Source organism: Streptomyces sp. NPDC091682, from assembly GCF_044756625.1.
Taxonomy (GTDB): domain Bacteria; phylum Actinomycetota; class Actinomycetes; order Streptomycetales; family Streptomycetaceae; genus Streptomyces.
This window is the reverse complement of sequence record NZ_JBIVTH010000034.1, coordinates 15,038-37,465: the sequence shown is the minus strand read 5'-3', so window position 1 is coordinate 37,465 and position 22,428 is coordinate 15,038. Positions and strand designations below refer to the sequence as shown.

At 70.3% G+C, this 22,428-nt stretch carries 21 protein-coding genes, 1 tRNA gene and 1 pseudogene; 5 read left to right on the top strand and 18 right to left on the bottom strand.

The genetic code is table 11. From position 1 onward, the window contains the following. The coding region (locus ACIQK6_RS40155; protein ID WP_402697350.1) for a hypothetical protein at positions 1–437 on the bottom strand (437 nt) is incomplete at its 3' end. 84 nt (positions 438–521) lie between these two features. Here ACIQK6_RS40155 and ACIQK6_RS40150 point away from each other — a divergent pair. Beyond that, positions 522–1,598 (top strand): helix-turn-helix transcriptional regulator, encoded by a 1,077-nt coding sequence (locus ACIQK6_RS40150; RefSeq protein WP_329099964.1) that lies wholly within the window; start codon positions 522–524, stop codon positions 1,596–1,598. A gap of 87 nt (positions 1,599–1,685) precedes the next feature. Here the strand turns inward: ACIQK6_RS40150 and ACIQK6_RS40145 are convergent, their stop codons facing one another. From ACIQK6_RS40145 to dnaK, 4 genes are read right to left on the bottom strand one after another with little or no spacing between them, the layout of a single operon-like run. Next, positions 1,686–2,156, bottom strand: coding sequence for a heat shock protein transcriptional repressor HspR (locus ACIQK6_RS40145; RefSeq protein ID WP_329099965.1), 471 nt, complete (start codon positions 2,154–2,156; stop codon positions 1,686–1,688). Position 2,157: 1 nt separating this feature from the next. Continuing rightward, complete coding sequence (dnaJ, locus tag ACIQK6_RS40140) at positions 2,158–3,339, bottom strand: molecular chaperone DnaJ (RefSeq protein ID WP_329099966.1); 1,182 nt, start codon at positions 3,337–3,339, stop codon at positions 2,158–2,160. Positions 3,340–3,378: 39 nt separating this feature from the next. Beyond that, the gene (grpE, locus tag ACIQK6_RS40135; protein WP_329099967.1) at positions 3,379–4,044 is read right to left on the bottom strand and encodes a nucleotide exchange factor GrpE; all 666 of its coding nucleotides are present in this window, start codon (positions 4,042–4,044) and stop codon (positions 3,379–3,381) included. Beyond that, positions 4,044–5,888 (bottom strand): molecular chaperone DnaK, encoded by a 1,845-nt coding sequence (gene dnaK, locus ACIQK6_RS40130; RefSeq protein WP_329099968.1) that lies wholly within the window; start codon positions 5,886–5,888, stop codon positions 4,044–4,046. The genes grpE and dnaK overlap by 1 nt, the downstream gene beginning before the upstream one ends. A 311-nt stretch (positions 5,889–6,199) precedes the next feature. Between dnaK and ACIQK6_RS40125 the strand changes: the two genes are divergently transcribed. Both ACIQK6_RS40125 and ACIQK6_RS40120 read left to right on the top strand, forming a co-directional pair. Continuing rightward, complete coding sequence (locus ACIQK6_RS40125; RefSeq protein ID WP_329099969.1) at positions 6,200–6,733, top strand: sugar transferase; 534 nt, start codon at positions 6,200–6,202, stop codon at positions 6,731–6,733. 110 nt (positions 6,734–6,843) lie between these two features. Beyond that, positions 6,844–9,066: pseudogene (locus ACIQK6_RS40120) on the top strand (heterodisulfide reductase-related iron-sulfur binding cluster); the annotation flags it as partial. 542 nt (positions 9,067–9,608) lie between these two features. Here ACIQK6_RS40120 and ACIQK6_RS40115 read toward each other — a convergent pair. Continuing rightward, positions 9,609–10,388, bottom strand: a complete 780-nt coding sequence (locus ACIQK6_RS40115; protein WP_329099970.1) for a hypothetical protein — start codon at positions 10,386–10,388, stop codon at positions 9,609–9,611. A gap of 298 nt (positions 10,389–10,686) precedes the next feature. Here ACIQK6_RS40115 and ACIQK6_RS40110 point away from each other — a divergent pair, with 298 nt between their 5' ends. Beyond that, positions 10,687–11,604, top strand: coding sequence for a Yip1 family protein (locus ACIQK6_RS40110; RefSeq protein WP_402697347.1), 918 nt, complete (start codon positions 10,687–10,689; stop codon positions 11,602–11,604). 77 nt (positions 11,605–11,681) lie between these two features. On the opposite strand, the gene ACIQK6_RS40105 is transcribed toward ACIQK6_RS40110, so the two are convergent. Together ACIQK6_RS40105 and dcd are read right to left on the bottom strand one after the other, a co-directional pair. Then, positions 11,682–12,179, bottom strand: a complete 498-nt coding sequence (locus tag ACIQK6_RS40105) for a phosphoribosyltransferase (RefSeq protein ID WP_030009869.1) — start codon at positions 12,177–12,179, stop codon at positions 11,682–11,684. Then, positions 12,176–12,763: a dCTP deaminase gene (dcd, locus tag ACIQK6_RS40100; RefSeq protein ID WP_266594569.1), complete on the bottom strand. Its 588-nt coding sequence runs from the start codon at positions 12,761–12,763 to the stop codon at positions 12,176–12,178. The genes ACIQK6_RS40105 and dcd overlap by 4 nt, the downstream gene beginning before the upstream one ends. A gap of 460 nt (positions 12,764–13,223) precedes the next feature. Here dcd and ACIQK6_RS40095 point away from each other — a divergent pair. Beyond that, a tRNA-Gly gene (locus ACIQK6_RS40095) sits at positions 13,224–13,294 on the top strand. 54 nt (positions 13,295–13,348) lie between these two features. Here the strand turns inward: ACIQK6_RS40095 and ACIQK6_RS40090 are convergent. From ACIQK6_RS40090 to ACIQK6_RS40045, 10 genes are all read right to left on the bottom strand, one after another. Beyond that, a complete protein-coding gene (locus ACIQK6_RS40090) occupies positions 13,349–14,533 on the bottom strand; it encodes a tyrosine-type recombinase/integrase (RefSeq protein WP_402697345.1) in 1,185 nt (394 codons plus the stop codon). Then, entirely contained in the window at positions 14,533–14,724 is a 192-nt protein-coding gene (locus ACIQK6_RS40085) for a DNA-binding protein (RefSeq protein WP_402697368.1), read from the bottom strand. The genes ACIQK6_RS40090 and ACIQK6_RS40085 overlap by 1 nt, the downstream gene beginning before the upstream one ends. 349 nt (positions 14,725–15,073) lie before the next feature. Further along, positions 15,074–16,210: a DUF3631 domain-containing protein gene (locus ACIQK6_RS40080; protein WP_402697343.1), complete on the bottom strand. Its 1,137-nt coding sequence runs from the start codon at positions 16,208–16,210 to the stop codon at positions 15,074–15,076. Then, positions 16,207–16,566: a hypothetical protein gene (locus ACIQK6_RS40075; RefSeq protein ID WP_402697342.1), complete on the bottom strand. Its 360-nt coding sequence runs from the start codon at positions 16,564–16,566 to the stop codon at positions 16,207–16,209. Before ACIQK6_RS40075 ends, ACIQK6_RS40080 begins: the two co-directional genes overlap by 4 nt. Continuing rightward, positions 16,563–17,465, bottom strand: coding sequence for a bifunctional DNA primase/polymerase (locus ACIQK6_RS40070; protein WP_402697340.1), 903 nt, complete (start codon positions 17,463–17,465; stop codon positions 16,563–16,565). The genes ACIQK6_RS40075 and ACIQK6_RS40070 overlap by 4 nt, the downstream gene beginning before the upstream one ends. Positions 17,466–17,537: 72 nt before the next feature. Next, the gene (locus tag ACIQK6_RS40065) at positions 17,538–17,714 is read right to left on the bottom strand and encodes a hypothetical protein (RefSeq protein ID WP_402697339.1); all 177 of its coding nucleotides are present in this window, start codon (positions 17,712–17,714) and stop codon (positions 17,538–17,540) included. Between the two features lie 11 nt (positions 17,715–17,725). Continuing rightward, positions 17,726–18,223, bottom strand: coding sequence for a hypothetical protein (locus ACIQK6_RS40060; RefSeq protein WP_402697338.1), 498 nt, complete (start codon positions 18,221–18,223; stop codon positions 17,726–17,728). A gap of 184 nt (positions 18,224–18,407) precedes the next feature. Then, positions 18,408–20,489, bottom strand: a complete 2,082-nt coding sequence (locus tag ACIQK6_RS40055; RefSeq protein WP_402697337.1) for a hypothetical protein — start codon at positions 20,487–20,489, stop codon at positions 18,408–18,410. Between the two features lie 85 nt (positions 20,490–20,574). Continuing rightward, positions 20,575–22,101: a hypothetical protein gene (locus tag ACIQK6_RS40050; RefSeq protein ID WP_402697336.1), complete on the bottom strand. Its 1,527-nt coding sequence runs from the start codon at positions 22,099–22,101 to the stop codon at positions 20,575–20,577. Between the two features lie 83 nt (positions 22,102–22,184). Further along, on the bottom strand, positions 22,185–22,412 hold the full coding sequence (locus ACIQK6_RS40045) for a hypothetical protein (protein WP_402697334.1): 228 nt from the start codon (positions 22,410–22,412) through the stop codon (positions 22,185–22,187). Positions 22,413–22,428 lie beyond the last annotated feature (16 nt).

The window sequence follows — 22,428 nt, the reverse complement described above, 5'->3', positions numbered from 1 at the left end:
GTCGTGGTCCAGCCCGTGTCTCCCTTACCCGCAGGCGTCGTGGTCCAGCCGGTGTCGTCGTTCTTACCCGCAGGGGCCGTGGTCCAGCCGGTGTCGTCCTTACCCGCGGGAGTCGTGGTCCAGCCCGTGTCACCCTTACCCGCAGGCGTCGTGGTCCAGCCGGTGTCGTCGTTCTTACCCGCAGGGGCCGTGGTCCAGCCGGTGTCGCCGCTCTTACCCGCAGGCGCCATGGTCCAGCCCGTGTCCGCGTACTTACCCGCGGGAGCCGTGGTCCAGCCGGTGTCGTCGCTGCTCGTCAGGCCCGTACCCTGACCGTCCCTAGCGCTCCCCGCGTCACTTTCGACGGCGCTGACTGCCCCAAAACCCGCAACGGCGGAGAAAACTATGGCAAGCACCGAGCGAAGCATTCTCTTGTACATGGTCGGCTTCGTCCTCACTTGATGGAATCCTCTCCCCCGCGTGACAGACGATGGCTCATTCAGGCACGTCAATGCCACAGGGACGATGCATCATGTTCTTGCATGTTCAGGACCCTGGGGGGTGGAGATTTGACGCGAAGCGAGACAAAAGCGACACATCCCCACCCTGTGACGTCCATGTGCACCGAGGGGGCGCGGCTCTATGCGACCGCACTGAGTACCGGCCGGATCGCCCGGGGCGAGATCCAGAACGCCCCCTGCCTGCTTGAATTCGCTCTTTTGCAGCCCGACCCGGATGACGCGAACCAGCTCCGCCCGGTTCCGCCGTCCGTAGCTCTGGCCCAACGGCTCCATCCGATTGAACGCGAGATCCAGGACCGCCGGCGCAGCGCTGTAGATCTCACCGACACTTTCGAGCCTTTCCTGGCCATCAGCGCACAGAGCCCGGCCAACACCCACGCCATCACGGTGCTGGAGGGCTTCGAACAGATCAACGCCGCGCTGGACCTCGCGACGGCCGAATGTCACACCGAGGTGCTGACGGTCCAGCCCGGCGGCGCCCGGCCCTCCTTGGCCCTCACCCAAGCCCTGGAGCGCGACCAGCCGCTGATCGACCGCGGGGTCAGCATACGGACCCTGTACCAGCACACCGCGCGGCACAGTCAGGGCACGCTCGCCTACGTGGAGCGGATCTCGATGGGCAAGGTGGAGATCCGCACGCTGGAGGAGCTGATCGAACGCCTGATCATCTTCGACCGCACGGTGGCTTTCATCCCGGTGAGCGACGACCGCCGGGTCGCCCTGGAACTGCGCCACCCGGGCTTGGTCGACTACCTCATCAAGGTGTTCGAGCAGCTGTGGCACCGGGCCGTGCCCCTCCAGGAGGAGGTGACGTACCGCAACGCCCCCGGCGGAATAACGGGCGTCCAGCGGACCATCGCCCAGCTCCTGATCGAGGGCCACGTCGACGAGGCCATCGCGCGCCGCCTCGGCATGAACGTCCGCACCTGTCGGGCGCACATAGCCAAGCTCGCCACCACCCTGGGCAGCGGCAGCCGCGCGCAGCTCGGCTACCTCATCGCCCGGTCCGGCATCCTGGGCCGTCCCCTGGGCCCCGAGCAGGACTGCGAGGGGCATCCGGGCCACGAGGACCTCGACCCGGACCGGGAAGGGCTCTGACGCTCCGCCGGCGGTACAGGTGAGAAGACGAAGGCCCCCGCCCGGACGGCTGTCCGGGCGGGGGCCTTCGTGCGTGCTCGGTCGAAGTCAGTCCATCGGCCGCTTGGGGTTGGGGCGCCAGACCACCAGGGCGCTGCCCGGCTGCGGGGGGCTGTACGGGACCAGGTCGCGCCGGTACGAGGCGTGGACCTGGGCCTCGCGCTGTTGGAGGACCGCCGCGGCGCCGTCCACGGCTGCGGCGAGCTCGGCCACGCGCTGCTGGAGCGCGGCGACTTGGTTCTCCAGTTCGATGATGCGCTTGATGCCCGCCAGGTTGATGCCCTCGTCCTGCGACAGCGCCTGCACCGTGCGGAGCAGCTCGATGTCACGGGCCGAGTAGCGCCGGCCGCGGCCGGCCGTACGGTCCGGGGAGACCAGGCCGAGGCGGTCGTACTGGCGGAGGGTCTGCGGATGCAGACCGGAGAGCTGGGCGGCCACCGAGATCACGTAGACCGGGGTCTCGTCGGTGAGTTGGTAACCGCTTCCCAGACGGGAAGACTGTCGTCGGCGGCCGTCCATGTCATGCTCCCTTCGCGGACTCGAACAGCGCGGAGCGCGGGTCCTCGGACCCCGTCGCCTCGCGGTACATCTCCAGGGCCTCGCGGGCCTTGTCGGACAGTTCGGTCGGGACCGCGACCTCCACCGTGACCAGCAGGTCGCCGCGGGTGCCGTCCTTGCGGACCGCTCCCTTGCCGCGGGCCCGCATGGTGCGACCGCCCGGGGTGCCCGGGGGCAGCTTCAGCGTCACCGAGGGGCCGTTCAGGGTCGGGACCTTGATCTCGGCCCCCAGCGCCGCCTCCGCGAACGTCACGGGCACGGTCACCGTCAGGTTGTCGTCCTTGCGGCCGAAGACCGGGTGGGAACCGACATGCACGACCACGTAGAGGTCACCGCCCGGACCGCCGCGCTCGCCCGGCGCACCCTTGCCGCGCAGCCGGATCCGCTGGCCGTCGGAAACGCCCGCCGGGATCCGGACCTGCATGGTGCGGGAGCTGCGGGCGCGCCCGCTGCCCTTGCAGACGTCGCAGGGGGTCTCCGCGATCAGGCCGCGGCCCTTGCAGTCCGCACAGGGGTCGGTCAACGAGAAGCCGCCGCCGCTGCCCCGCGAGACCTGGCCGGTGCCGACGCAGGTCGGGCACACCCTGGGGGTGCCGTTCTTGTCGCCGGTGCCCGAGCAGGCCTTGCAGGGCGCCTGGGAGGACATCCGCAGCGGGACCGTGGCCCCGTCCACCGCCTCCGTGAAGGAGAGGGTGACCTCCGACTCGATGTCCTGGCCGCGGCGCGGCTGGGTGCGGGTGCCCGCCCCGGGGCCGGCGCCGCGGTTGAAGAGGCCGCCGAAGACGTCACCCAGGCCGCCGCCGAAGCCGCCGGCCTGGCCGGCGCCCTGCTGCTGACCCCCGAAGAGGTCGCCCAGGTCGAAGTTGAACGAGCCGCCGCCGCCCGGCCCGGGGCGGAAGCCACCGTTGCCGAACAGGGCGCGCGCCTCGTCGTACTCCTTGCGCTTCTTGGCGTCGCCGAGGATGTCGTTCGCCTCGGAGATCTCCTTGAAGCGCTCCTCGGCCGAGGCGTCGCCCTTGTTGGCGTCCGGGTGGAACTCGCGTGCGAGCTTCCGGTACGCCTTCTTGATCTCGGCCTCGGTGGCGTCCTTCGGGACACCGAGGACCTTGTAGTAGTCCTTCTCGACGAAGTCCTTCGTGCTCATCCCCGGTGTCCCTCCTCTCGTGCTCCTACGTGTGGTGCATCAGCCCTTGTCGGGGGCATCCGCGTCCAAGCCGTCCGGCGCTTCGCCCTCCGCGACCGCCGAGTCGGAACCGGGGGACTTCGGGGCCGCGCCCGGCTGGGGCTCGGCCACCGCGACCCGTGCGGGACGGATCGTACGCTCGCCGATCCGGTACCCCGGCTGCAGGATCGCCACGCAGGTGTCCTCGGTGATGTCCGGCGCGTACGAGTGCATCAGGGCCTCGTGGATCGTCGGGTCGAAGGGCTCGCCCTCCTTGCCGAACTGCTGCAGGCCCATCTTGGCGGCGACGGTCTCCAGCGATTCGGCCACCGACTTGAAGCCGCCGACCAGCTCGCCGTGCTCCCGCGCCCGGCCGATGTCGTCCAGGGTCGGCAGCAGTTCCGTCAGGAGGGACGCGACCGCGATCTCCTTGACGGTGATCCGGTCCCGCTCCACCCGGCGGCGGTAGTTCTGGTACTCGGCCTGGAGCCGCTGGAGGTCCGTGGTGCGCTCGGAGAGCGCGGTACGGGCCTGGTCCAGCTGCGCCAGCAGCGCCACGTCCTGGCTTGCGTCCCCGGCCGGGGCCGCCTCGTCCTTGGCGGAGTCGGCGGCCTTCGGCTCAGCGTCGTTCTGACCGGCGTCGGGGACTTCGGGCTTCTCGTCGAAGCCCGGGGTCTCCTCCGACATCAGGCAGCGCCGCCCTTCGGCTTCTCGTCGTCGACGATCTCGGCGTCGACGACGTCGTCGTCGGCCTTGGCCTGGCCCGCGTCACCGGCACCGCCGGCGGCCTGGGCGGCCTGCGCGTCGGCGTAGATGGCCTGGCCGAGCTTCTGGCTGACCGCGGCGAGCTTCTCCGTCGCGGTGCGGATCTCGGCCGTGTCCTCGCCCTTGAGCGATTCCTTCAGCTCGGCGACGGCGGACTCGACCTCGGTCTTGACGTCGGCCGGGACCTTGTCCTCGTTGTCCTTGACGAACTTCTCCGTCTGGTAGACGAGCTGCTCGCCCTGGTTGCGGGACTCGGCCGCCTCCTTGCGGCGCAGGTCCTCGTCCGCGTACTGCTCCGCCTCCTGGCGCATGCGGTCGACCTCGTCCTTGCCGAGCGAGGAGCCGCCGGTGACGGTCATCTTCTGCTCCTTGCCCGTGCCAAGGTCCTTGGCCGTGACGTGCATGATGCCGTTCGCGTCGATGTCGAAGGAGACCTCGATCTGCGGGACGCCGCGCGGGGCCGGGGGCAGGCCCGTCAGCTCGAACATGCCGAGCTTCTTGTTGTACGCCGCGATCTCGCGCTCGCCCTGGTAGACCTGGATCTGGACGGACGGCTGGTTGTCCTCGGCCGTCGTGAAGATCTCGGAGCGCTTCGTCGGGATCGTGGTGTTGCGCTCGATCAGCTTGGTCATGATGCCGCCCTTGGTCTCGATGCCGAGGGACAGCGGGGTCACGTCGAGGAGCAGGACGTCCTTGACCTCACCCTTGAGCACACCGGCCTGGAGGGTGGCGCCGATGGCGACGACCTCGTCCGGGTTGACGCCCTTGTTGGCGTCCTGACCGCCGGTGAGCTCCTTGACGAGCTCGGCGACGGCCGGCATACGGGTGGAGCCGCCGACCAGGACCACGTGGTCGATCTCGGACAGCTGGATGCCGGCGTCCTTGATGACGTTGTGGAACGGGGTCTTGCAGCGGTCGAGCAGGTCCGCGGTCAGCTGCTGGAACTGGGCGCGCGTGAGCTTCTCGTCCAGGTGCAGCGGGCCCTCGGCGGAAGCCGTGATGTAGGGCAGGTTGATCGTGGTCTCCGTGGAGGAGGACAGCTCGATCTTCGCCTTCTCGGCGGCCTCGCGCAGACGCTGGAGCGCCATCTTGTCCTTGGACAGGTCGACGCCGTGGCCGCCCACGAACTGCTTCACCAGGTAGTCGACGACGCGCTGGTCCCAGTCGTCGCCACCGAGGTGGTTGTCACCGTTGGTGGCCTTCACCTCGACGACGCCGTCGCCGATCTCCAGGAGCGACACGTCGAAGGTGCCGCCACCGAGGTCGAAGACGAGAATGGTCTGGTCGTCCTTGTCGAGGCCGTAGGCCAGGGCGGCGGCCGTCGGCTCGTTGACGATGCGCAGGACGTTCAGGCCCGCGATCTCACCGGCCTCCTTCGTCGCCTGACGCTCGGAGTCGTTGAAGTAGGCCGGGACGGTGATGACCGCGTCCGTGACCTTCTCGCCCAGGTACGCCTCGGCGTCGCGCTTCAGCTTCTGCAGGATGAAGGCGCTCATCTGCTGCGGGTTGAAGTCCTTGCCATCCAGGTTGATCTTCCAGTCAGTGCCCATGTGGCGCTTGACGGAGCGGATGGTCCGGTCCACGTTCGTGACCGCCTGGCGCTTGGCCACCTCGCCGACGAGGACCTCGCCGTTCTTGGCGAAGGCGACGACGGACGGCGTGGTCCTGGCGCCCTCGGCGTTGGTGATGACGGTGGGCTCGCCGCCTTCCAGAACGCTGACGACGGAGTTAGTGGTGCCCAGGTCGATGCCGACCGCACGTGCCATTTCAATTCCTCCAGCTGACTTGAGTGGAACAGACTCAACCATGCCGCATCGCCGCGCCGGCGTCAACAGAGCTGAGTCGAGTCGACTCAACCTTTAGGCCATGCTTACGCGCAACCACCCTGGACTCCGCCCCACATCCCAGCCCCACATCCCACCCCCACACGCCGGCGGGGCCGGACGATTCGGCCTCGCCGGCGCGTGAGGCACGGGGTCCCGGGACGGCACCCCCGATAGCGGCGGGCGCGGCCGAACGGGTCACCGCGGCCGCGCGCCACCACGAGACCGCCGGAAGCATGCGGCAGCGTGCTGACATGCCCCTCACACTCACCGCTCCGCGCGTACGGGTCCCCGCCGCCCCACCGGCGAAGCGGGTGTGCGACCTCGTCGGGGCAGTGGTGCTGCTCGCAGTGCTCGGCCTGCCGCTCGCGGCCATCACCGCCCTGCTGTGGGCGACCCAGGGCGGCCACCCCTTCGCACGGGCGGCCGCGGTGGGGCTGGCCGGCCGGCCGTTCCGCACGTGGCGCCTGCGCACCGACGACGGCACTGGCCGGATCGGTGCGGTCCTGGACCGCTGCGCCCTCGACGGCCTCCCGCAGCTGCTGAACGTGGTCCGTGGCGAGATGTCGCTCGTCGGGCCGCGCCCGGAAACTCGTACGGACCGCCCCGAGCGACTCCTCGTACGTCCCGGAATGACCGGATTGTGGCAGGTCAGCGCGCGTTCGGACCTCCCCTGGGAGGAGATGGCCCTGCTCGACCGGCATTATGTGGAGAACCACTGGCTCGGGATGGACCTCGCGATCCTGGCGCAGACCCCGCGCGCGGCGTACCGGCAAAGGGTCGCCTGAGCGACACAGATCACCGCACGCTCAGCTACATTGCGGCGTCGGGAATGGGTAACCTCAAGCCTTGACTTCATAAGTTACCGCTTAGTAAGTGCCGCCCGAGGAGCCCTTCCATGCAACTCGCCGCGATCATCGTGTCGCTGGTCCTGACCGTGGTCGGCGTCGCGCTGCTCGCACGAGCCGTGGCGCAGATCTACCGCTTCGTGAAGCTCGGCCAACCCGTACCGGCAGGCAGCCGCACGGACGACCCGAAGGCCCGAACGTTCACCCTCGTCCGCGAGTTCCTCGGCCACAGCCGCATGAACCGCTGGGGCATCGTCGGCTTCGCGCACTGGTTCGTCGCGATCGGCTTCCTGACGCTGCCGCCGACCCTGGCACAGGCCTACGGCCAGCTCTTCCAGGCCGACTGGGTGCTGCCGATCGTCGGCGGCTTCCTGCCGTTCGAGCTCTACATCGAGTTCATCGGCCTGATGACGGTCCTCGGCATCGTCGTCCTGATGGCGATCCGGCTGCTCAGCCTGCCCTCCCGGGCCGGCCGCAAGTCGCGCTTCACCGGCTCGAAGGCCTGGCAGGCGTACTTCGTCGAGTACATCATCCTGACCATCGGCCTCGCGATCCTGTGCCTGCGCGGCCTCGAGGGCGCGATCCACCACGTGGACAGCTACGAGCCGGCGTACTTCGTCTCGTACCCGCTGGTCCTGGCCTTCGACGGGCTTTCGACGAGCGCGCTGCAGAACGCCATCTACTTCACCGCGATGATCAAGATCGGCACCTCGCTGATCTGGATGATCGTGGTCTCGCTCAACACCAACATGGGTGTCGCCTGGCACCGCTTCCTCGGCTTCCCGAACATCTGGTTCAAGCGGAACGCGGACGGCGCCACGGCGCTCGGCGCCCTGCAGCCGATGACCTCGGGCGGCAAGGAGATCGACTTCGAGGACCCGGGCGAGGACGACAACTTCGGCGTCTCCCAGGTCGAGCAGTTCTCCTGGAAGGGCATCCTCGACTTCTCCACGTGCACGGAGTGCGGTCGCTGCCAGTCGCAGTGCCCGGCCTGGAACACGGGCAAGCCGCTGTCCCCCAAGCTGCTCATCATGTCGCTGCGCGACCACGCGCACGCCAAGGCCCCGTACCTGCTGGCCGGTGGCGGCAAGGACATGGAGGGCAACGAGAAGGCCACGGCGGAGCAGCTCGCCGGTGTCCCGGCCGCCGCTCTCGCGGAGGCCGAGCGCCCGCTGATCGGGACCGCCGAGGAGAACGGCGTCATCGACCCGGACGTGCTGTGGTCCTGCACCACCTGCGGTGCGTGCGTGGAGCAGTGCCCGGTCGACATCGAGCACATCGACCACATCGTCGACATGCGCCGCTACCAGGTGATGATCGAGAGCGCGTTCCCGTCGGAGGCGGGCACGATGCTCAAGAACCTGGAGAAGAAGGGCAACCCCTGGGGCCTGGCGAAGAAGCAGCGCGTCGAGTGGACCAAGGAGGTGGACTTCGAGGTCCCGATCATCGGGAAGGACGCGGAGGACCTCTCCGAGTTCGACTACCTCTACTGGGTCGGCTGCGCCGGCGCCCTGGAGGACCGGGCCAAGAAGACCACGAAGGCCTTCGCGGAGCTGCTGAACATCGCGGGCGTCAAGTTCGCGATCATGGGCGGCGACGAGAAGTGCACCGGTGACTCGCCGCGCCGCCTGGGCAACGAGCCGCTGTTCCAGCAGCTGGGCCAGGAGAACGTGGCCATGCTGAACATGGCCTTCGGCGAGGACGACGAGGACCCGTCGACGAAGAAGCCGAAGTCGGCGAAGCGGATCGTCTCGACCTGCCCGCACTGCTTCAACACCATCGCGAACGAGTACCCGCAGTTGGGCGGCGAGTACGAGGTCATCCACCACACGCAGCTCCTCCAGCACCTGATCGACGAGGGTCGCCTCACGCCGGTCACTCCGGTCGACGGCCTGATCACGTACCACGACCCGTGCTACCTGGGCCGGCACAACAAGGTCTACACGCCGCCGCGCGAGATCATGTCGGCCGTGCCGGGCCTGCGCCAGCAGGAGATGCACCGCCACAAGGAGCGGGGCTTCTGCTGTGGCGCCGGCGGCGCGCGGATGTGGATGGAGGAGCGGATCGGCAAGCGCATCAACAACGAGCGCGTCGACGAGGCCCTGTCCCTGAACCCGGACATCGTCTCCACCGCCTGCCCCTTCTGCCTCGTGATGCTCACCGACTCGGTGAACGGCAAGAAGAACGACGGTCAGGCGAAGGAACACGTCCAGGTGGTCGACGTGGCGCAGCTGCTGCTCGACTCGGTGAAGGCCCCGGGTCCGACGGAGGAGGAGCTGGCCGCGCTCGCGGCGGAGGCCGAGGCGGAAGCCAAGGCCGAGGCGGAGGCGGCTGCCGCGAAGGCGGCGGCGGAGGCGGAAGCCAAGGCGAAGGCGGCGGCCGCGAAGGCAGAAGCCGAGGCGAAGGCGGCGGCCGAGGCGGAAGCCAAGGCGGCGGCCGAGGCGGAAGCCAAGGCGGCGGCCGAGGCGAAGGCTGCCGCCGAGGCAGAGCCGGAGGCCGAGGCGAAGCCCGAGGCAGAGCCGGAGGCCGCGGCCGAGACGGAAGGGGAGGCGGCTGAGGCCGCCACCGAGCCTGCGGCGACCGCCGAGACCGACGCGAAGGCCGACGCCGAGGCCGACGCCGAGACCGCGGACAAGCCCGAGGCCAAGCCCGAGGCCGACGCCGAGACTGCGGACAAGCCCGAGGCCGACGCCAAGTAGGACGCCCGCAGGGCGCCCGCAGGACTCCTGCAGGGCACCCGCACCGGAACGGCCGGTCCCCACCCGGGGGACCGGCCGTTCCGTCATATGGGTACGGGTACGGGTACGGGAGGGACTCAGCCCTGGCCCCGCAGCACGGCGAAGCCCAGCCCGGTCGCATCCGCCGCATCCGCCGCGGCCGTACCGCTGCCCGGGGCGACCGCCTTCGCGCCCTTCCCGGCGCTCCGCCCCACCGGGTCGACCGTGTGGTTCTCGATCAGCCTGCCGCTGAAGTCGTACACCCAGCTGTTCCCGCCGCCCCTGCCGTCGACGACGACGAACTTCTCGCGCTCGCCCTCCCGGACGAGCCCGTACGTCCAGCCGTCGTGGTGGACGCTCGGACGCCGCAGGTCGATCGTGGCGAGCGCGGCGCGGCCCTTCGGCGTGGAGATCTCGACGCGCTTGCCGTGCGGGCCGTCCACGAGCCTGGCGGTCCGCCCGTCGGGCATGGTGATCCGCACGGAGCTCTCCTTCCCGACCTGCGGCTTCGGCGCGCCGACCATCCAGGAGGTGACCGTGCCGTTCGGGCGGAGCACGACGCGCAGGCCGTTGCTCTGCCCGTACGACACCGCCCCGTCCTTGGCGACCAGTGTGTCCAGCTTCGTGGAACCGGCGAGTACGTCCGCCTCGAAGTGGCTCTTGCCCACCTTGTAGACCTTGGCGACGGACCCGTCCGCCAGCTTCACGGTGGTGACGTACGCGCGGACGCTCGCGGTCTGTTCGACGGACGGCAGCACCTCCGGCCCTGGTACGGCCGGAGAGTCCGCGAAGGCGGACCCGACCGGGAGGGCCAGGACGGTGGCCGCGCCGACGAAGACGGCGGCGCTGCGGAGGCTGGTTCGGCGAGTGATGCGCATGTGGGGCTCTTCCGTGTCTCGTGTACTCGTGCTCTTCGTGGTCGTTCGTGGCCGTTCGCGCTGCGTGGCGACGACGAGTACGAAGCTACGGACCCGATATGTGCGTATCCCATCGGGAATGTAACAAAGAGCCCCAGAACACAACACAGGCCCGTAAATCGGACGTGCAGCACGATCGGACACGGGGTGGGGACAGCACCTCCGGGAACCCCTAAGGGATGTCACAGGTCAGCCGCAAAGGGTGGCTGTTCCGGCTGCCCGTCCACCGATGCTCGTCGGACCAGGTACGTTCGATCACGTGGCTGGATTCAGGATCGGACGCGGCAGGGACAACAACCGCTCTCCGCAACAACCCCCGCAGCAGCAGCAGTCGTACGGTCAGCAGCAACCGCCGCCGTACGGCCAGCCGCCCTACCCTCCCGTCGGCGGCCCGCCGCCGCAGCAGCAGTGGCCGCAGCCGGGCGCGGGAGGTCATGGCGAGCCGGAGTACTTCGACCCGTACGGGCAGCAGCAGCCGCACGCGCAGCAGCCCCCGTACGGCCACGGAGGCGGGGGCCACGGCGGCGGGGGCTACAACGACAACCCGGGGCACACCCAGGTCTTCGCCATCGGCGAGGACCCGTACGGCCAGGGCGCTACGTACCAGGCGGGTGCGGCCTCGGCGGTGCCGTCCGGACCGCGGTTGCCGTGGAAGGAACTGCTCCGCGGCATCGTGACGCGGCCCGGGCAGACCTTCCTCCAGATGCGCGACTACGCCGTCTGGGGCCCCGCACTGATCGTGACCTTCCTCTACGGGCTCCTCGCGGTGTTCGGCCTCGACGACGCCCGCGACGACGTCATCAAGGCGACCGTGCCGAAGGCCATCCCGATCGTCCTGTCCGCCGGCGTGGCCTTCGTCATCTGCGGCCTGATCCTGGGCGCGGTGACGCACACCCTGGCCCGCCAGCTGGGCGGCGACGGCGCGTGGCAGCCGACGGTGGGCCTGTCGATGCTGGTCATGTCGATCACGGACGCGCCGCGCCTGCTGTTCGCGGTGTTCCTCGGCGGCGACAACATGGTCGTACAGGTACTGGGCTGGGCCACGTGGGTAGCGGCCGGAGCCCTGTTCACCTCGCTGATCAGCAAGTCGCACGACCTGCCGTGGCCGAAGGCCCTGGGCGCGTCCGCGATCCAGCTGGTCGCACTGCTGTCGATCATCAAGCTGGGCACGATCTAACCGCGACCGCGCCCCGCACACGAAAGGGCCCGCCGCGCACTGTCCGCGCGGCGGGCCCTCTGCACGATGCCGGTCGGCTAGGCGTCGAGGACCTGGCCCTCGCGCTTGACGACGGGCGGCTCGACCGACCAGGGGAAGTTGATCCACTCGTCGGTCTTCTTCCACACGTACTCGCACTTCACGAGGGAGTGGGACTTCTCGTAGACGACGGCGGAGCGCACCTCGGCGACGTGGCCCAGGCAGAAGTCGTGGACGAGCTTCAGCGTCTTGCCGGTGTCGGCCACGTCATCGGCGATGAGGACCTTCTTGTCGGTGAAGTCGATCGCCTCGGGCACGGGCGCCAGCATGACCGGCATCTCCAGCGTGGTGCCGACGCCGGTGTAGAACTCCACGTTCACCAGGTGGATGTTCTTGCAGTCGAGCGCGTACGCCAGGCCGCCGGCGACGAACACCCCGCCGCGGGCGATGCTCAGGATGATGTCGGGCTCGTAGCCGTCGTCGGCGATCGTCTGCGCCAGCTCGCGCACGGCGCGCCCGAAGCCGTCGTAGGTCAGGTTCTCGCGTACGTCGCTCATGCCTCGTGCCTCACCTGGGTGCGGTGGAAGTTCTGGAAGGAGCGCGAGGCGGTCGGCCCGCGCTGCCCCTGGTACCTGGATCCGTAGCGCTCGCTGCCGTACGGGAACTCGGCGGGCGAGCTGAGCCGGAACATGCACAGCTGCCCGATCTTCATGCCCGGCCAGAGCTTGATCGGCAGGGTGGCGAGGTTCGACAGCTCCAGGGTCACGTGACCCGAGAACCCGGGGTCGATGAACCCGGCGGTCGAATGCGTCACCAGGCCGAGGCGGCCCAGGCTCGACTTCCCCTCCAGCCTGGAGGCGATGTCGTCGGGCAGCGAGATGACCTCGTACGTCGAGGCGAGGACGAACTCACCGGGGTGGAGGATGAACGCCTCGTCGCCCTCCGGCTCGACCATCCGGGTCAGGTCCGGCTGCTCGATCGCCGGATCGATGTGGGCGTAGCGGTGGTTCTCGAACACCCGGAAGTACCGGTCGAGACGTACATCGATGCTGGAGGGCTGCACCATCGATTCCTCGAACGGGTCGATGCGAACCCGTCCGCTGTCGATCTCGGCCCGGATGTCTTTGTCAGAGAGAAGCACGTCCCGAGGATACGCAGAGCGCGCGGGCCACCCCCAATCGAGAGCGCCGACCCGCGCGCCCGCCCCTGCGACTACCGCTTCGCGCCGCCCACGGGCACGGCGTGCCGCAACCGCGCGCACCGCGGGCACCGCAGCAGCCGCCCGGGCCCGATCCGGCCGGCACCGAGGTGCTGCAGCGGGAAGAAGGCGGTACTGAAAACGTGCCCTTCGGCACAACGGACGACGGTGTGCTCCATCGAGTCCCTTTCCCCAACGAGCCGTACTGCGACGAATCGCCACATTAGGGGATGATCGGCACCCACTCCAGCCGCCGCTCCACACCCACACGTTACGCCCCAACTCCCGGGCCCACACGCCCCGGTGTACGCCACACAGGACAACGACCCCGCGGCAAATTCACCGGGGGTCGATCATGAGGTAGAGTGAGCAACGCTAGGGATCCAGGCAACTGACCCAGCATGCGGATGTAGTTTAATGGTAGAACATGAGCTTCCCAAGCTTATAGCGCGGGTTCGATTCCCGTCATCCGCTCTTCGAAGAAGGCCCAGGTCACAGACCTGGGCCTTCTTCGTTGTCTAGACCGGTTCAGGAGTCCCGCACCACTTGCGCACCACTTGACCCCTGCGCCGCCTGCTCGGCGGCCTTCTCCCGGGCGGCGCGCACCATCCCGTCCAGCCCGCCGGCCACCTCCTTCTGCCGCTCGTGATCAGAGTGTTGGTAGATCAACGCGGCCTTCTCCGACGACTGACCGGCGCGGACCATCGTGTCCTTCAACGTCGCCCCGGACCGCGTCGACAGGGTGTGCCCGGTGTGACGAAGGTCGTAGAACCTGAACGACTTCGGCATGCCGACCTTCACCCGCGCCTTGGCCCACTTCCGCCCGAACGTCGTACGCCGGAACGGCGCCCCCTTCTCCCCCACAAAGACGAGACCCTCGGGTCCCTCCTCCGCGTACCACTCGACGTGGCGCCGCAGCTCTTCCCGGAGGAATTCCGGCAGGACGACGACTCGCTTCCCCGCCTCCGATTTCGTGGGGCCCTCGGCCCGCTTCCCGGTGTTGAGCTCGGGCGCTGCGGTCCGCACTCGGATCATCATGTTGTCGAGATCCACATCCTTCCGGCGCAGTCCGGCCTGCTCCTCCGGTCGCATCGGCCCGTATGCGCCGAGGTAGACCATCAGCCGCCACCGGATCCCGACCGCATCGGCGAGCGCGTCCACCTGGGCGACCGTTGCGATCTCCCGTTCGGCCGCCGCCTCCTTGCCGGCGCCCCTGATACGGCACGGGTTTCGCCGGATCAGCTCGTCATCCGCCGCCGTCTCCAGGATCGCCTTCAAGAGCCGGTAGGACTTGGCCACCGTGGTCGGGGCCTTGGTCGTCGCGAGCCTCTCAGCGCGCCACTCCCGGATGCGGGGCGGGGTGATCTCGTCCAAGTCCCAGCCCTCAAAGGTCGGCAGGATGTGCAGACGGAGCAGGCGGAGGTACAGCTCGACCGTGAGGGCGCCCAGTTCCCGCTCCGCAACCCACTTCCGGGCGTACTCCTCGAAGTTGACCGCCCCGGCGTCGGGGTCCCGCCAGGCACCCCGGGTGAGGTCTGCCTCCACCTGGGAGAGCCAAACCTCGGCCGCGGCCTCGGTCTCGAAGGTCTCCGGGGACCGCCGCCGTACCCCCGTCGGGTCGAGGTAGGAAGCGGTCCAGAACCCGGAGCGGTACTGACGGACCGCTCCGAACCTCCGCTTGCCCTTGCTCTTCTTGCTGCGCTTCCCGGCCACTACGCCGCCCTCCGCATCCGTCGGCGGACGGGCACGGCCGGGACTTCACTGGCGCGCATGTACTCCTCCAGCACGCTCACGGCGATGCGCACGTGAGTGCCGAACTTGCTGTAGCTGATCCGGCGTTCGGCCACGAGCCGCCGGACGAACCGCTCGTCCTTCATGCCCAAGTGAATGGATGCCTGCTTCACGCTCAAGAACTGATCGTCGAGGGGGGACGTCTGCGTACTCGGTGCGGACGTCAAGTGCCGCATGCGGGCAGCGCTGCTCACGCTCAGTGCCTCCTGGAGAGGTGGGGCCTTCCGGCCCTGCTCGTAGAAATCCGCTACTGCCGCTACCTCCGCTACCGCCCTGGTCAGGGGCTTGTTTTTGGTAGCGGATTGGGTAGCGGTAGCGGATAGATGCGCGACCGGCCCGGCCGTTGGGGGCCGGGCCGGTAGCGGGAGTTGCGGTTGGGGTAGCGGATGTTCTTGGGCTATCCGCTACCTCCGGCAGGCCTGTGACCTGCCCGGTAGCGGAGGTAGCGGAAGTAGCGGATTCTCAGGGGGTGGGGGGAGGGCAGTACCTCGTCCACGCGTCCGCGAGGTCGGCCGCGTAGTAGCCCTTGAGGACCGCTCCGCCGCTTTTGATGTTGCGCGGCTCGATGGGCTTGTTGTCCCCAGTCATGTACTCGCCGAGCATCTTCGCCAGCCCCCGGGAGGTCAGCGGCTTGCCGCCCATGTCCGCCCACGGCGCTTCCTCCAGCGCGTAGAGGCGGTCCAGGACGGAGATGGTGGGCAGTCGCTCGATCCCGTTGAGGACGTGGTCGCGCAGGTCGGTCAGCAGCCGGATCCCGATGCTGCCCTTGTCGTCCTGCTTGGAGGCGGCGACGATCTGCGCGCACGCGGCCCGGGCCCGTGCCGGCCAGTCGCCCCCGGCGGCGTCCGCGACGGTGATGAGGGGCTCCCAGACGTCGGCGGGCCGGTCGGTGACCTCGTCGGGCATCTCGGGGAACACCCCGTCGACGAGGTGGCGGACGCTGTCCGCCCAGACGGCGAGCCGGTCGCGCAGGGCGTGGCCTTCGGGGGCGTGGAGGCGGCGGCGGAACGGCTGGACGCGCTCGTTGCGGGCCCGGCGGCGCATCCGGATGATGACCGACCGGGTCAGGATCGTGTCCGGGAGCGAGCCGAGTCCGGCCATGGCGACCACGCAGAAGCTGGGGAACTCCTGGACGGTCTGGTTGGTGCCGTCCCCGACGCACCGCCACATGCCGGCGCCCCGGTGGTGGCCTGCGTTGAGGAACCCGCGCAGAGGCTCGTTGTCCCCGGCCTTGGGTCCGAAGATCGTGTCGACCTCGTCGAAGAGGATCGTGGGACGGGTCTCCAGGGTGGAGACGGCCCGGAACAGGACCGGTGCGGAGGCGTTCGCCGCGACGAGGGGCTGGGGGACGAGGGTTTCCACGATCTCCAGCGCGCGGGACTTCCCCGATCCCGGTTCGGGGGAGAGGAACGCGAGGCGCGGGGTGGAGTCGAAGCAGTCGAGCAGGTGCGCGTGCGCGTCCCAGAGGGCGACGGCGACGTAGGCGGCTTCGGTGGGGAAGACGTTGAAGCGGCGGTGGAAGGCCTCCACCTCGTCCAGCAGCCGGGATCCGTCCGTGGTGGTGTCGGGCGCGGTGCGGGTGTGTGTGGCGGTGGTCATGCGGCCTTCCTCCGGGCGTTGGCGACGCGGCCGAGCGGGCAGACGGCGCGGTGGTCTTCGTGGACTTGGATCAGGGCGAGGACGTTGCTGCGGCCGACCGCGCTGCGGTCGTGGCCGCACTCGCACTTCGAGTGCGCGGTCGGCACCGCCCGCGCGGACGGGGCGCAGATGTGCAGAACGGCGACGACGTACCGGCCGTCCCGCACCCGCGGGTCAGGACGAAGGGCAGAAGGGACGCCTTCGGCGACGACCTTCAGCGCGCCACGGCCGTCCGGGGTGCGGGCCGGTTCGGCGGACCGGGCCCCGGTGGGGGTGACGGGAAGGCTCTTCAGGGAGGGGCGGGGGCGGCCGGTCATGCCGTGCGCCGCATCGTGTTGCGGGCGATCGACCAGTTCAGACCCGATCGGATCGTGGTGCGGCACTCGGCAGACGGCATGCCGGCCGACTCCCCCGCCGCCTGAAGAGCCTCCTCCACCACACTCCGGGGGAGGTCGCCGACGGCGATGAACCGCCCCAGAGCCCGGGCGGCCCGCAGCAGCGTCCCGTTCCGCTCGCCCTGCGACGCGCACTCCACGGAGGCGGTCTCCGCAGTCAGAGCCGCGGCCGCGTACCGGCCCGACTTCACCGCGGACGGCCGGCCGGTGAGCGTCCGCAACGCCTGCTTGGGCGCGAGGAGCCCGTACAGCCATGCGGGGAACGGGGCAGGGGCGACCGGGGCGGTCACCTCGTAGGCGCCGGACGGGGTGAGGCTGCCGGGGGCGACGACGTACCCGCCCCACGCCCGGGTGTCGATCAGTGCCCCGAGCCTGCCCGCGCTGTTGCCCAGCCGGACCCCGGCCGGAGCGGTGAAGTACAGGTGGGACCCGCCGGAGGGAGTCCGCACCGTGAGCGTGGACGGGACGGCCTGCCCGGCGCGCTCGCAGAGCGCCCGAAAGGTGTCCGCGCCGCAAGGCGTGTCCGAACTGCCCTTGCTCTTCGGCATGTCGAGGTCGACGACGACGAGTCCGGAGGGGCCGGTGGCGATCCCGACGTTGAAGGGGAGCCGGTCCCACGCCCGCCGGATCCGGTCCGGGTCGCTGCTCGCCCGGTCCTCCCACTTGCGATGACCGCCCGCGCAGTCCCCGAGACCCGGGCAGTGCTCCGTCCCGTGGAGCGCGGGTCGCTTCTGGCCCGGCCGGAGCGGGAACACGCTCCATCCCAGAGCGGCGGCATCGAGCGCGGCGGTCAGCAGCGCGGATGCGGATTGATGAGCCATGCTGGATTCCTCCAGTAGGTGCTGGAAGAGGGCGGCCCGGACTTTGCCGAGACGGGGCCGCCCTCGCTGATTTCAGTGGCGGGTGTGGTCGGTCGCCAGGTCCGTCAGCCGCTTCGCCTCGTCAGGGGTGACGTGGCGGAAGCGGACCGACACGCGGCAGCCGGGGTGCGGGCAGCCCACGGTGCGCGTGCCGGTGAGGAGTGCGAGCGCGTCACCGACGCGCTCGCTCAGGGGCTCGGGCTGGTTCACGCGGTGGCCTTTCAGCGGTTGTTGAAGGTGCCGGTGGCGCGGCCGAACATCCCGGACGCGCTGATGTTCTGGGTGATGTGCTGCACCGGCCCCGCACCCCGGCCGCCGCCCCTGCGAGTGCGGAGGGCGAGGGGTACGAGGGCGCCGGCGGCGATGAGGGCGACGGTCGCCCAGAGGGCTTCGGTCATGGCGATCAGTCCCGGGGTGGCGTAGGAGATCCCGAACCCGGCCGCGGCGATCCCGCCGCCCAGGGTCGGGGCGAGGAGCGCGGTGGTCTTTGCCCAGCGGGGGATCCCCTCCGGCTGGACGCGTTCCGTTTCGGCGGCCGGGGCGGGGTGGGGGTGGGTGTAGGCGAGGGTGCGAATCCCGTTGGGCAGGGTCACCCAGTCCACGCCAGGCGGGACTTCGGCCGGCAGCAGAACGGTGTGCGTCTCGACCGTGCTGGGCCGGTGGATGGGGTCGCCGTAGCGGGTGGCGGGGGTGGTGATCGTGCGGTTCGGTTCATGCACGTCGGGCTCCTTCAGGCAGATGGATGGCTGTGCGGGGTGCCTGTCATCCGGTCTGTCACCTGTCTGTCACCTGTCACCTGTCTGTCACCTGTCATCCGCAGGTCACAGCAGGGGTGACAGGCTTCCCGGCCCTCAGAGAGGGTGTTCGGGGAGGGCGTGACAGGTGACAGACAGGTGGCCGGGGTCAGGCTTCGGGGAGGTGGCGGCGGTGGACGTAGCGGGCCTTGCTGCCCTCTCCGACACGGGTGATCTCGCCGGTCTCGGCCCACTCCTTCAGCCACCTCTGGATGACCGGCCGCCGGGTCCCGTACGTGTCCTTCAGGTTCCGTTCCATCGCGGATGCGCCGGTGCCGGTGGGCCCGGCGGCGATGATCAGGTCGAGTGCGGCCTGCCGCGCGTCGGGCTGTTCCGGTTCCCGCACGGGGCGGTCGGCCGTCCACGAGGACGGGTCGGACCAGTCCGCGAGCCCGTCGCTCTCGGCCCAGGCTTCGGGGTCGGCGGACGGCATCCGGAACATGGCCTCCAGCTCGTCCGCGCCCGGGGTGGGGACCGGGCGCGGCTGGTCCCATCCGGCGGTGGCCTTCCACTGCCCGCCGCCCGGGCGGCCCGGCAGCGGCCCCGGACCGGAAGCCGGGGCGCCGGTGGTGACCGGGGCTCCCCACAGGTGGCCGCATCGTGCCTGGCTCCAGCGTTCGGTGTAGGCGGGGCCGGCGGCTTGGAGTGAGACGTCATCGAGGGTGGGGCGGCGGTGGGCGGTGGCGCGGGTGACGGCGTCGATGCCGGAGGGGGTGATGCGCCACTGCTGGGCGGTCTTGGGCTGCTTGCCCTCGGTCCCGACCAGCATGGATCCCGGTCCGGAGAAGGAGTTTTCGGCGGTGAGGGCGCGCCAGCCGAAGAGGTGGCCGAGTTCGGAGTCCTCGTTGGCGCCGGTGCAGACGCGGTTGGAGGCCATCTTCCGCACCATCGGGTCCGGCAGGACATCCTGCGTGACCCGCAGGGCGGAAATCACGGCGCGGATGGCCATGGCGCGGGCGACGCGGATGACCTTCACGACCCCCGCCATCACCTCTTTCGCGGCCTTGGTGGCGGAGACCTCGGCGCTCTCGTCCATGATGATCACGATCTCGGGGATCTGCGGGGAGACGGGGAGCTTGTCGTCGTCCTCGTCCCGCATGTGCTGCTGGTAGGCGATCTTCCGGGTGTTGGCGATGGCGATCGCCGCGTCGAGCATGAGCTTGGCCTCAGCCGGCGTGGACGCCAGCCAGTCCACCCCCGGCGCCGGAACCTCGCCCCGCTGGGCGGGGTCGGTCTGGGCTTCGCGCCAGGCGTGCAGCCACGGGAGCCCGAGGCTGCCGGCGTTGAGGTCGATGACCCACACGAGCGTGTCGTTGGTCTGGGCGAGGCGGGCGATCAGGGTCTGGAGCCAGTTCGTCTTGCCGCTGCCTGTGCCACCGGCGACGACGGTGGAAGCCTGCCGCATGTCCAGCTCCGCCCGCCCCCCGTCCGACAGCAGGGCGATCGGGGCAGGGTTGTTGACGGTAGTGGTCTCTTCCATCTCCTCCACCGGGAACGGGATCTCCTGCCCCTGGTAGGTCTTGGTCGCCACCTCGATCAGCAGCCGCCGCCGCGACACCCCGGGGAGGACCTGAAGGCCGCAGCCGTCGGGCAGGTCAAGGTCGGAGGCGAGCGCGTCGGTACGGTCGGCGACGTGCTTGCGGGTGACACCGCCCTCGGGCAGTTCGATCTCGACTGTGTAGCCCATGCCGGAAGGCCAGTGCTCGATCCCCTGCACACTCACGTTCTCCACCCGGCACACCCGGGCGATCCGCTCGACCCACTCCGCAGCGAGCGCACGGCGGGTGCCGATGGACAGGAGGAGACGGCGGCGGGCCTGCTCGGTCTCCTCGTGCGCCGCGAACCCCGCCGCCAGCGTCCCGGTCGCGATCCCGCCCACGAGGAGCGAGCCGAGACCGGTCAGCGTCACCGGACCGCCCGCGGTGAGGGCCCAGCAGGACCAGGTGCCGGCCGCGGTCCAGCACGCGGCACGGAAGGCGACGGTGGCGCCCGTCAGCCGGTTGCGCCACCCGGCCACGGACGAGCCGACCGCCCCGGCCGCACCCGCGGCGAGCGCGTACCCGGACGGCATGCCCGCGGAGTGGGCGAGGGCGGTGGTCACGAGGGTTCCGGCGGTGGCATTCAGGGTGCCGGTCAGGATGCCGTGCGGGGCCTTCCAATCGACCCGCACGGTGTTCTTGTTGCTGCTCACAGGTGTTCTCTCCTTGCGATGACAGCGGCCCGCCCCCCGACGTGGGGGGCGGGCCGAACGGTGGTGCAGGGGTGGGGGGTTGGGGTTAGACGTTCCAGCGGCGTTCGCCGTCGATGCCGTTGCGGGGGTTCTCGATCCGCTCGATGTCCTCGGCGTGGACGCGCCGGTAGACGGTGCCGACCTCGTCCAGGGCGCTGACGACGCGGCTCATGGCGCGGTAGCCCTCGCCGATCTCCTCCACCACCAGCGGGTCGACAGGGAGCTTCTCCTGCGACAGCTCCGCCAGCACCCGCAGGGTTTCCTGCACCGTGGACATCGCCTCGGGCAGGTCGTCGATGAGGGCCTGGAACTCGGCCATGTACTCCGGGTCGAACGTCGACGCGGCCTGGAGCATGACCTCGGCGGCGTCGGACAGACGGGTGAACGCGGTACCGGACTCGGACACGATGCCTCCACTACGGTCGGCCCCCGCCAGAACGACGGGCCGGGACTTCACGGACTGCAGGACCGGCGCGAGCAGCCGGTCCTTGGGGCGGTTGGGGTTGTTCACCTGCGTCGCTGGGACCGGCACCTCGGGCTTGTCGCCGTCGGTGGCCGTGCCGTTGATCGCGGCGTCGCGGGCGGCCTTCACCTGCCGGGCACGACAGGCCAGCCGCCGCCACACGGCCCGCATGTGCCGGGTGGCGACGCCCGGCTTCTTCCAGTTCCACACCCCCGACACCAGCCCCGCCCCGGCGGCCAGCAGCGCGCTGCCCGTCATCCGGGCCGCGTGCCGCAGTGCGGAGCGGCGCAGGGCCTTCTGCCGTATCGCCGCGGGCGTGGCTTTGGGGGTGGGGTTGCCGGCCGGGTCGAGTCCGGACTGCCGACGGGCCTTCGCCTCACCCCTCGCCACGCGCTGTGCGGACCGCTCGGCGGCCTTCGACGTCCGGGTCGGGGCGCCCGCGGTGTAGCGGGCGTGCCCGGCCCGGACCGCGCCGACCGCGGCCCGCCGGGCCGCCTTGACCAGTGCGCCGCTCCGGCGGTGCTGCGGCTTGTCGGAACCGCCCGACGAGACGGGGCGGGACGAGGGGGTGTTGAGCTTGCTGTTGTGGTTCTTGGGCGATCCGCCCGGGGACGGGCCGGTCCTTGTCGTGCCGGGTGTCTGCTTACCGGTGGACCGCCCGTCATCGCGGTGACGGCCCAGGTTGCGGGCCGCCGCCCGCAGACCAGCAGCGGAAGACCCGGGGCCCTTGCCGAGCAGCCCACCGGAACGCGGTCCGGACGGGCGGCGGTGGCCGCCGACCGACCCGCCCGACGAGGACGAGGAGCGGTCTCGGCTCCCGGCCGGGGTGCGCTGCTGGGGAAGGGACTTGGACTTGCTTGCCGCCCGGCGGGCGGCGATGCGGCGGCCCAGGCCGGTGGCTGCGGCGGCGCCCATGACGGCGCCGGTCACGGCCAGACCGGCCGTACTGCCCACGGCCACCGCGCCGGCCGCCACCGCACCCAGGGCATTCGCCCCGGCTACGGCCAGCGGCACACCCGGCAACGGCGCCAGGTTCTCAGCAGCGGCGGATGCGGGCGGGGTTGGAGTAGATGGTGCTTGCGGCACCACTTCGACGACTGTCTCGGTCATGCTGTACGAGCCCCCTTCGGGGGATGAGGGGCCCGGCCGGTTGCTGTAGGAGGCGGTGGCCGGGCCCTGCTGATACAGGCAGGTCAGAGGTGGTTGGGCTCGAAGCTGAAGAACACGACGGTGGCGCGCTCCAGCTCCGGGAACTGGCGGGTCACGTGCTGGCGGACGGCGACGAACACGTCGTGCCGGGTCGCGCCGGGGTCCGGGTTCCAGGTGCCGTACTCGGTGGCCGCGGCGCGGCCGGGCAGCTCCAGCGTGAGGATCCACTGGTGCGAGCCCTGCGGGGCTGCATCGGGGCGGGCGTTGGGCATGGTTACGGCACTCTCC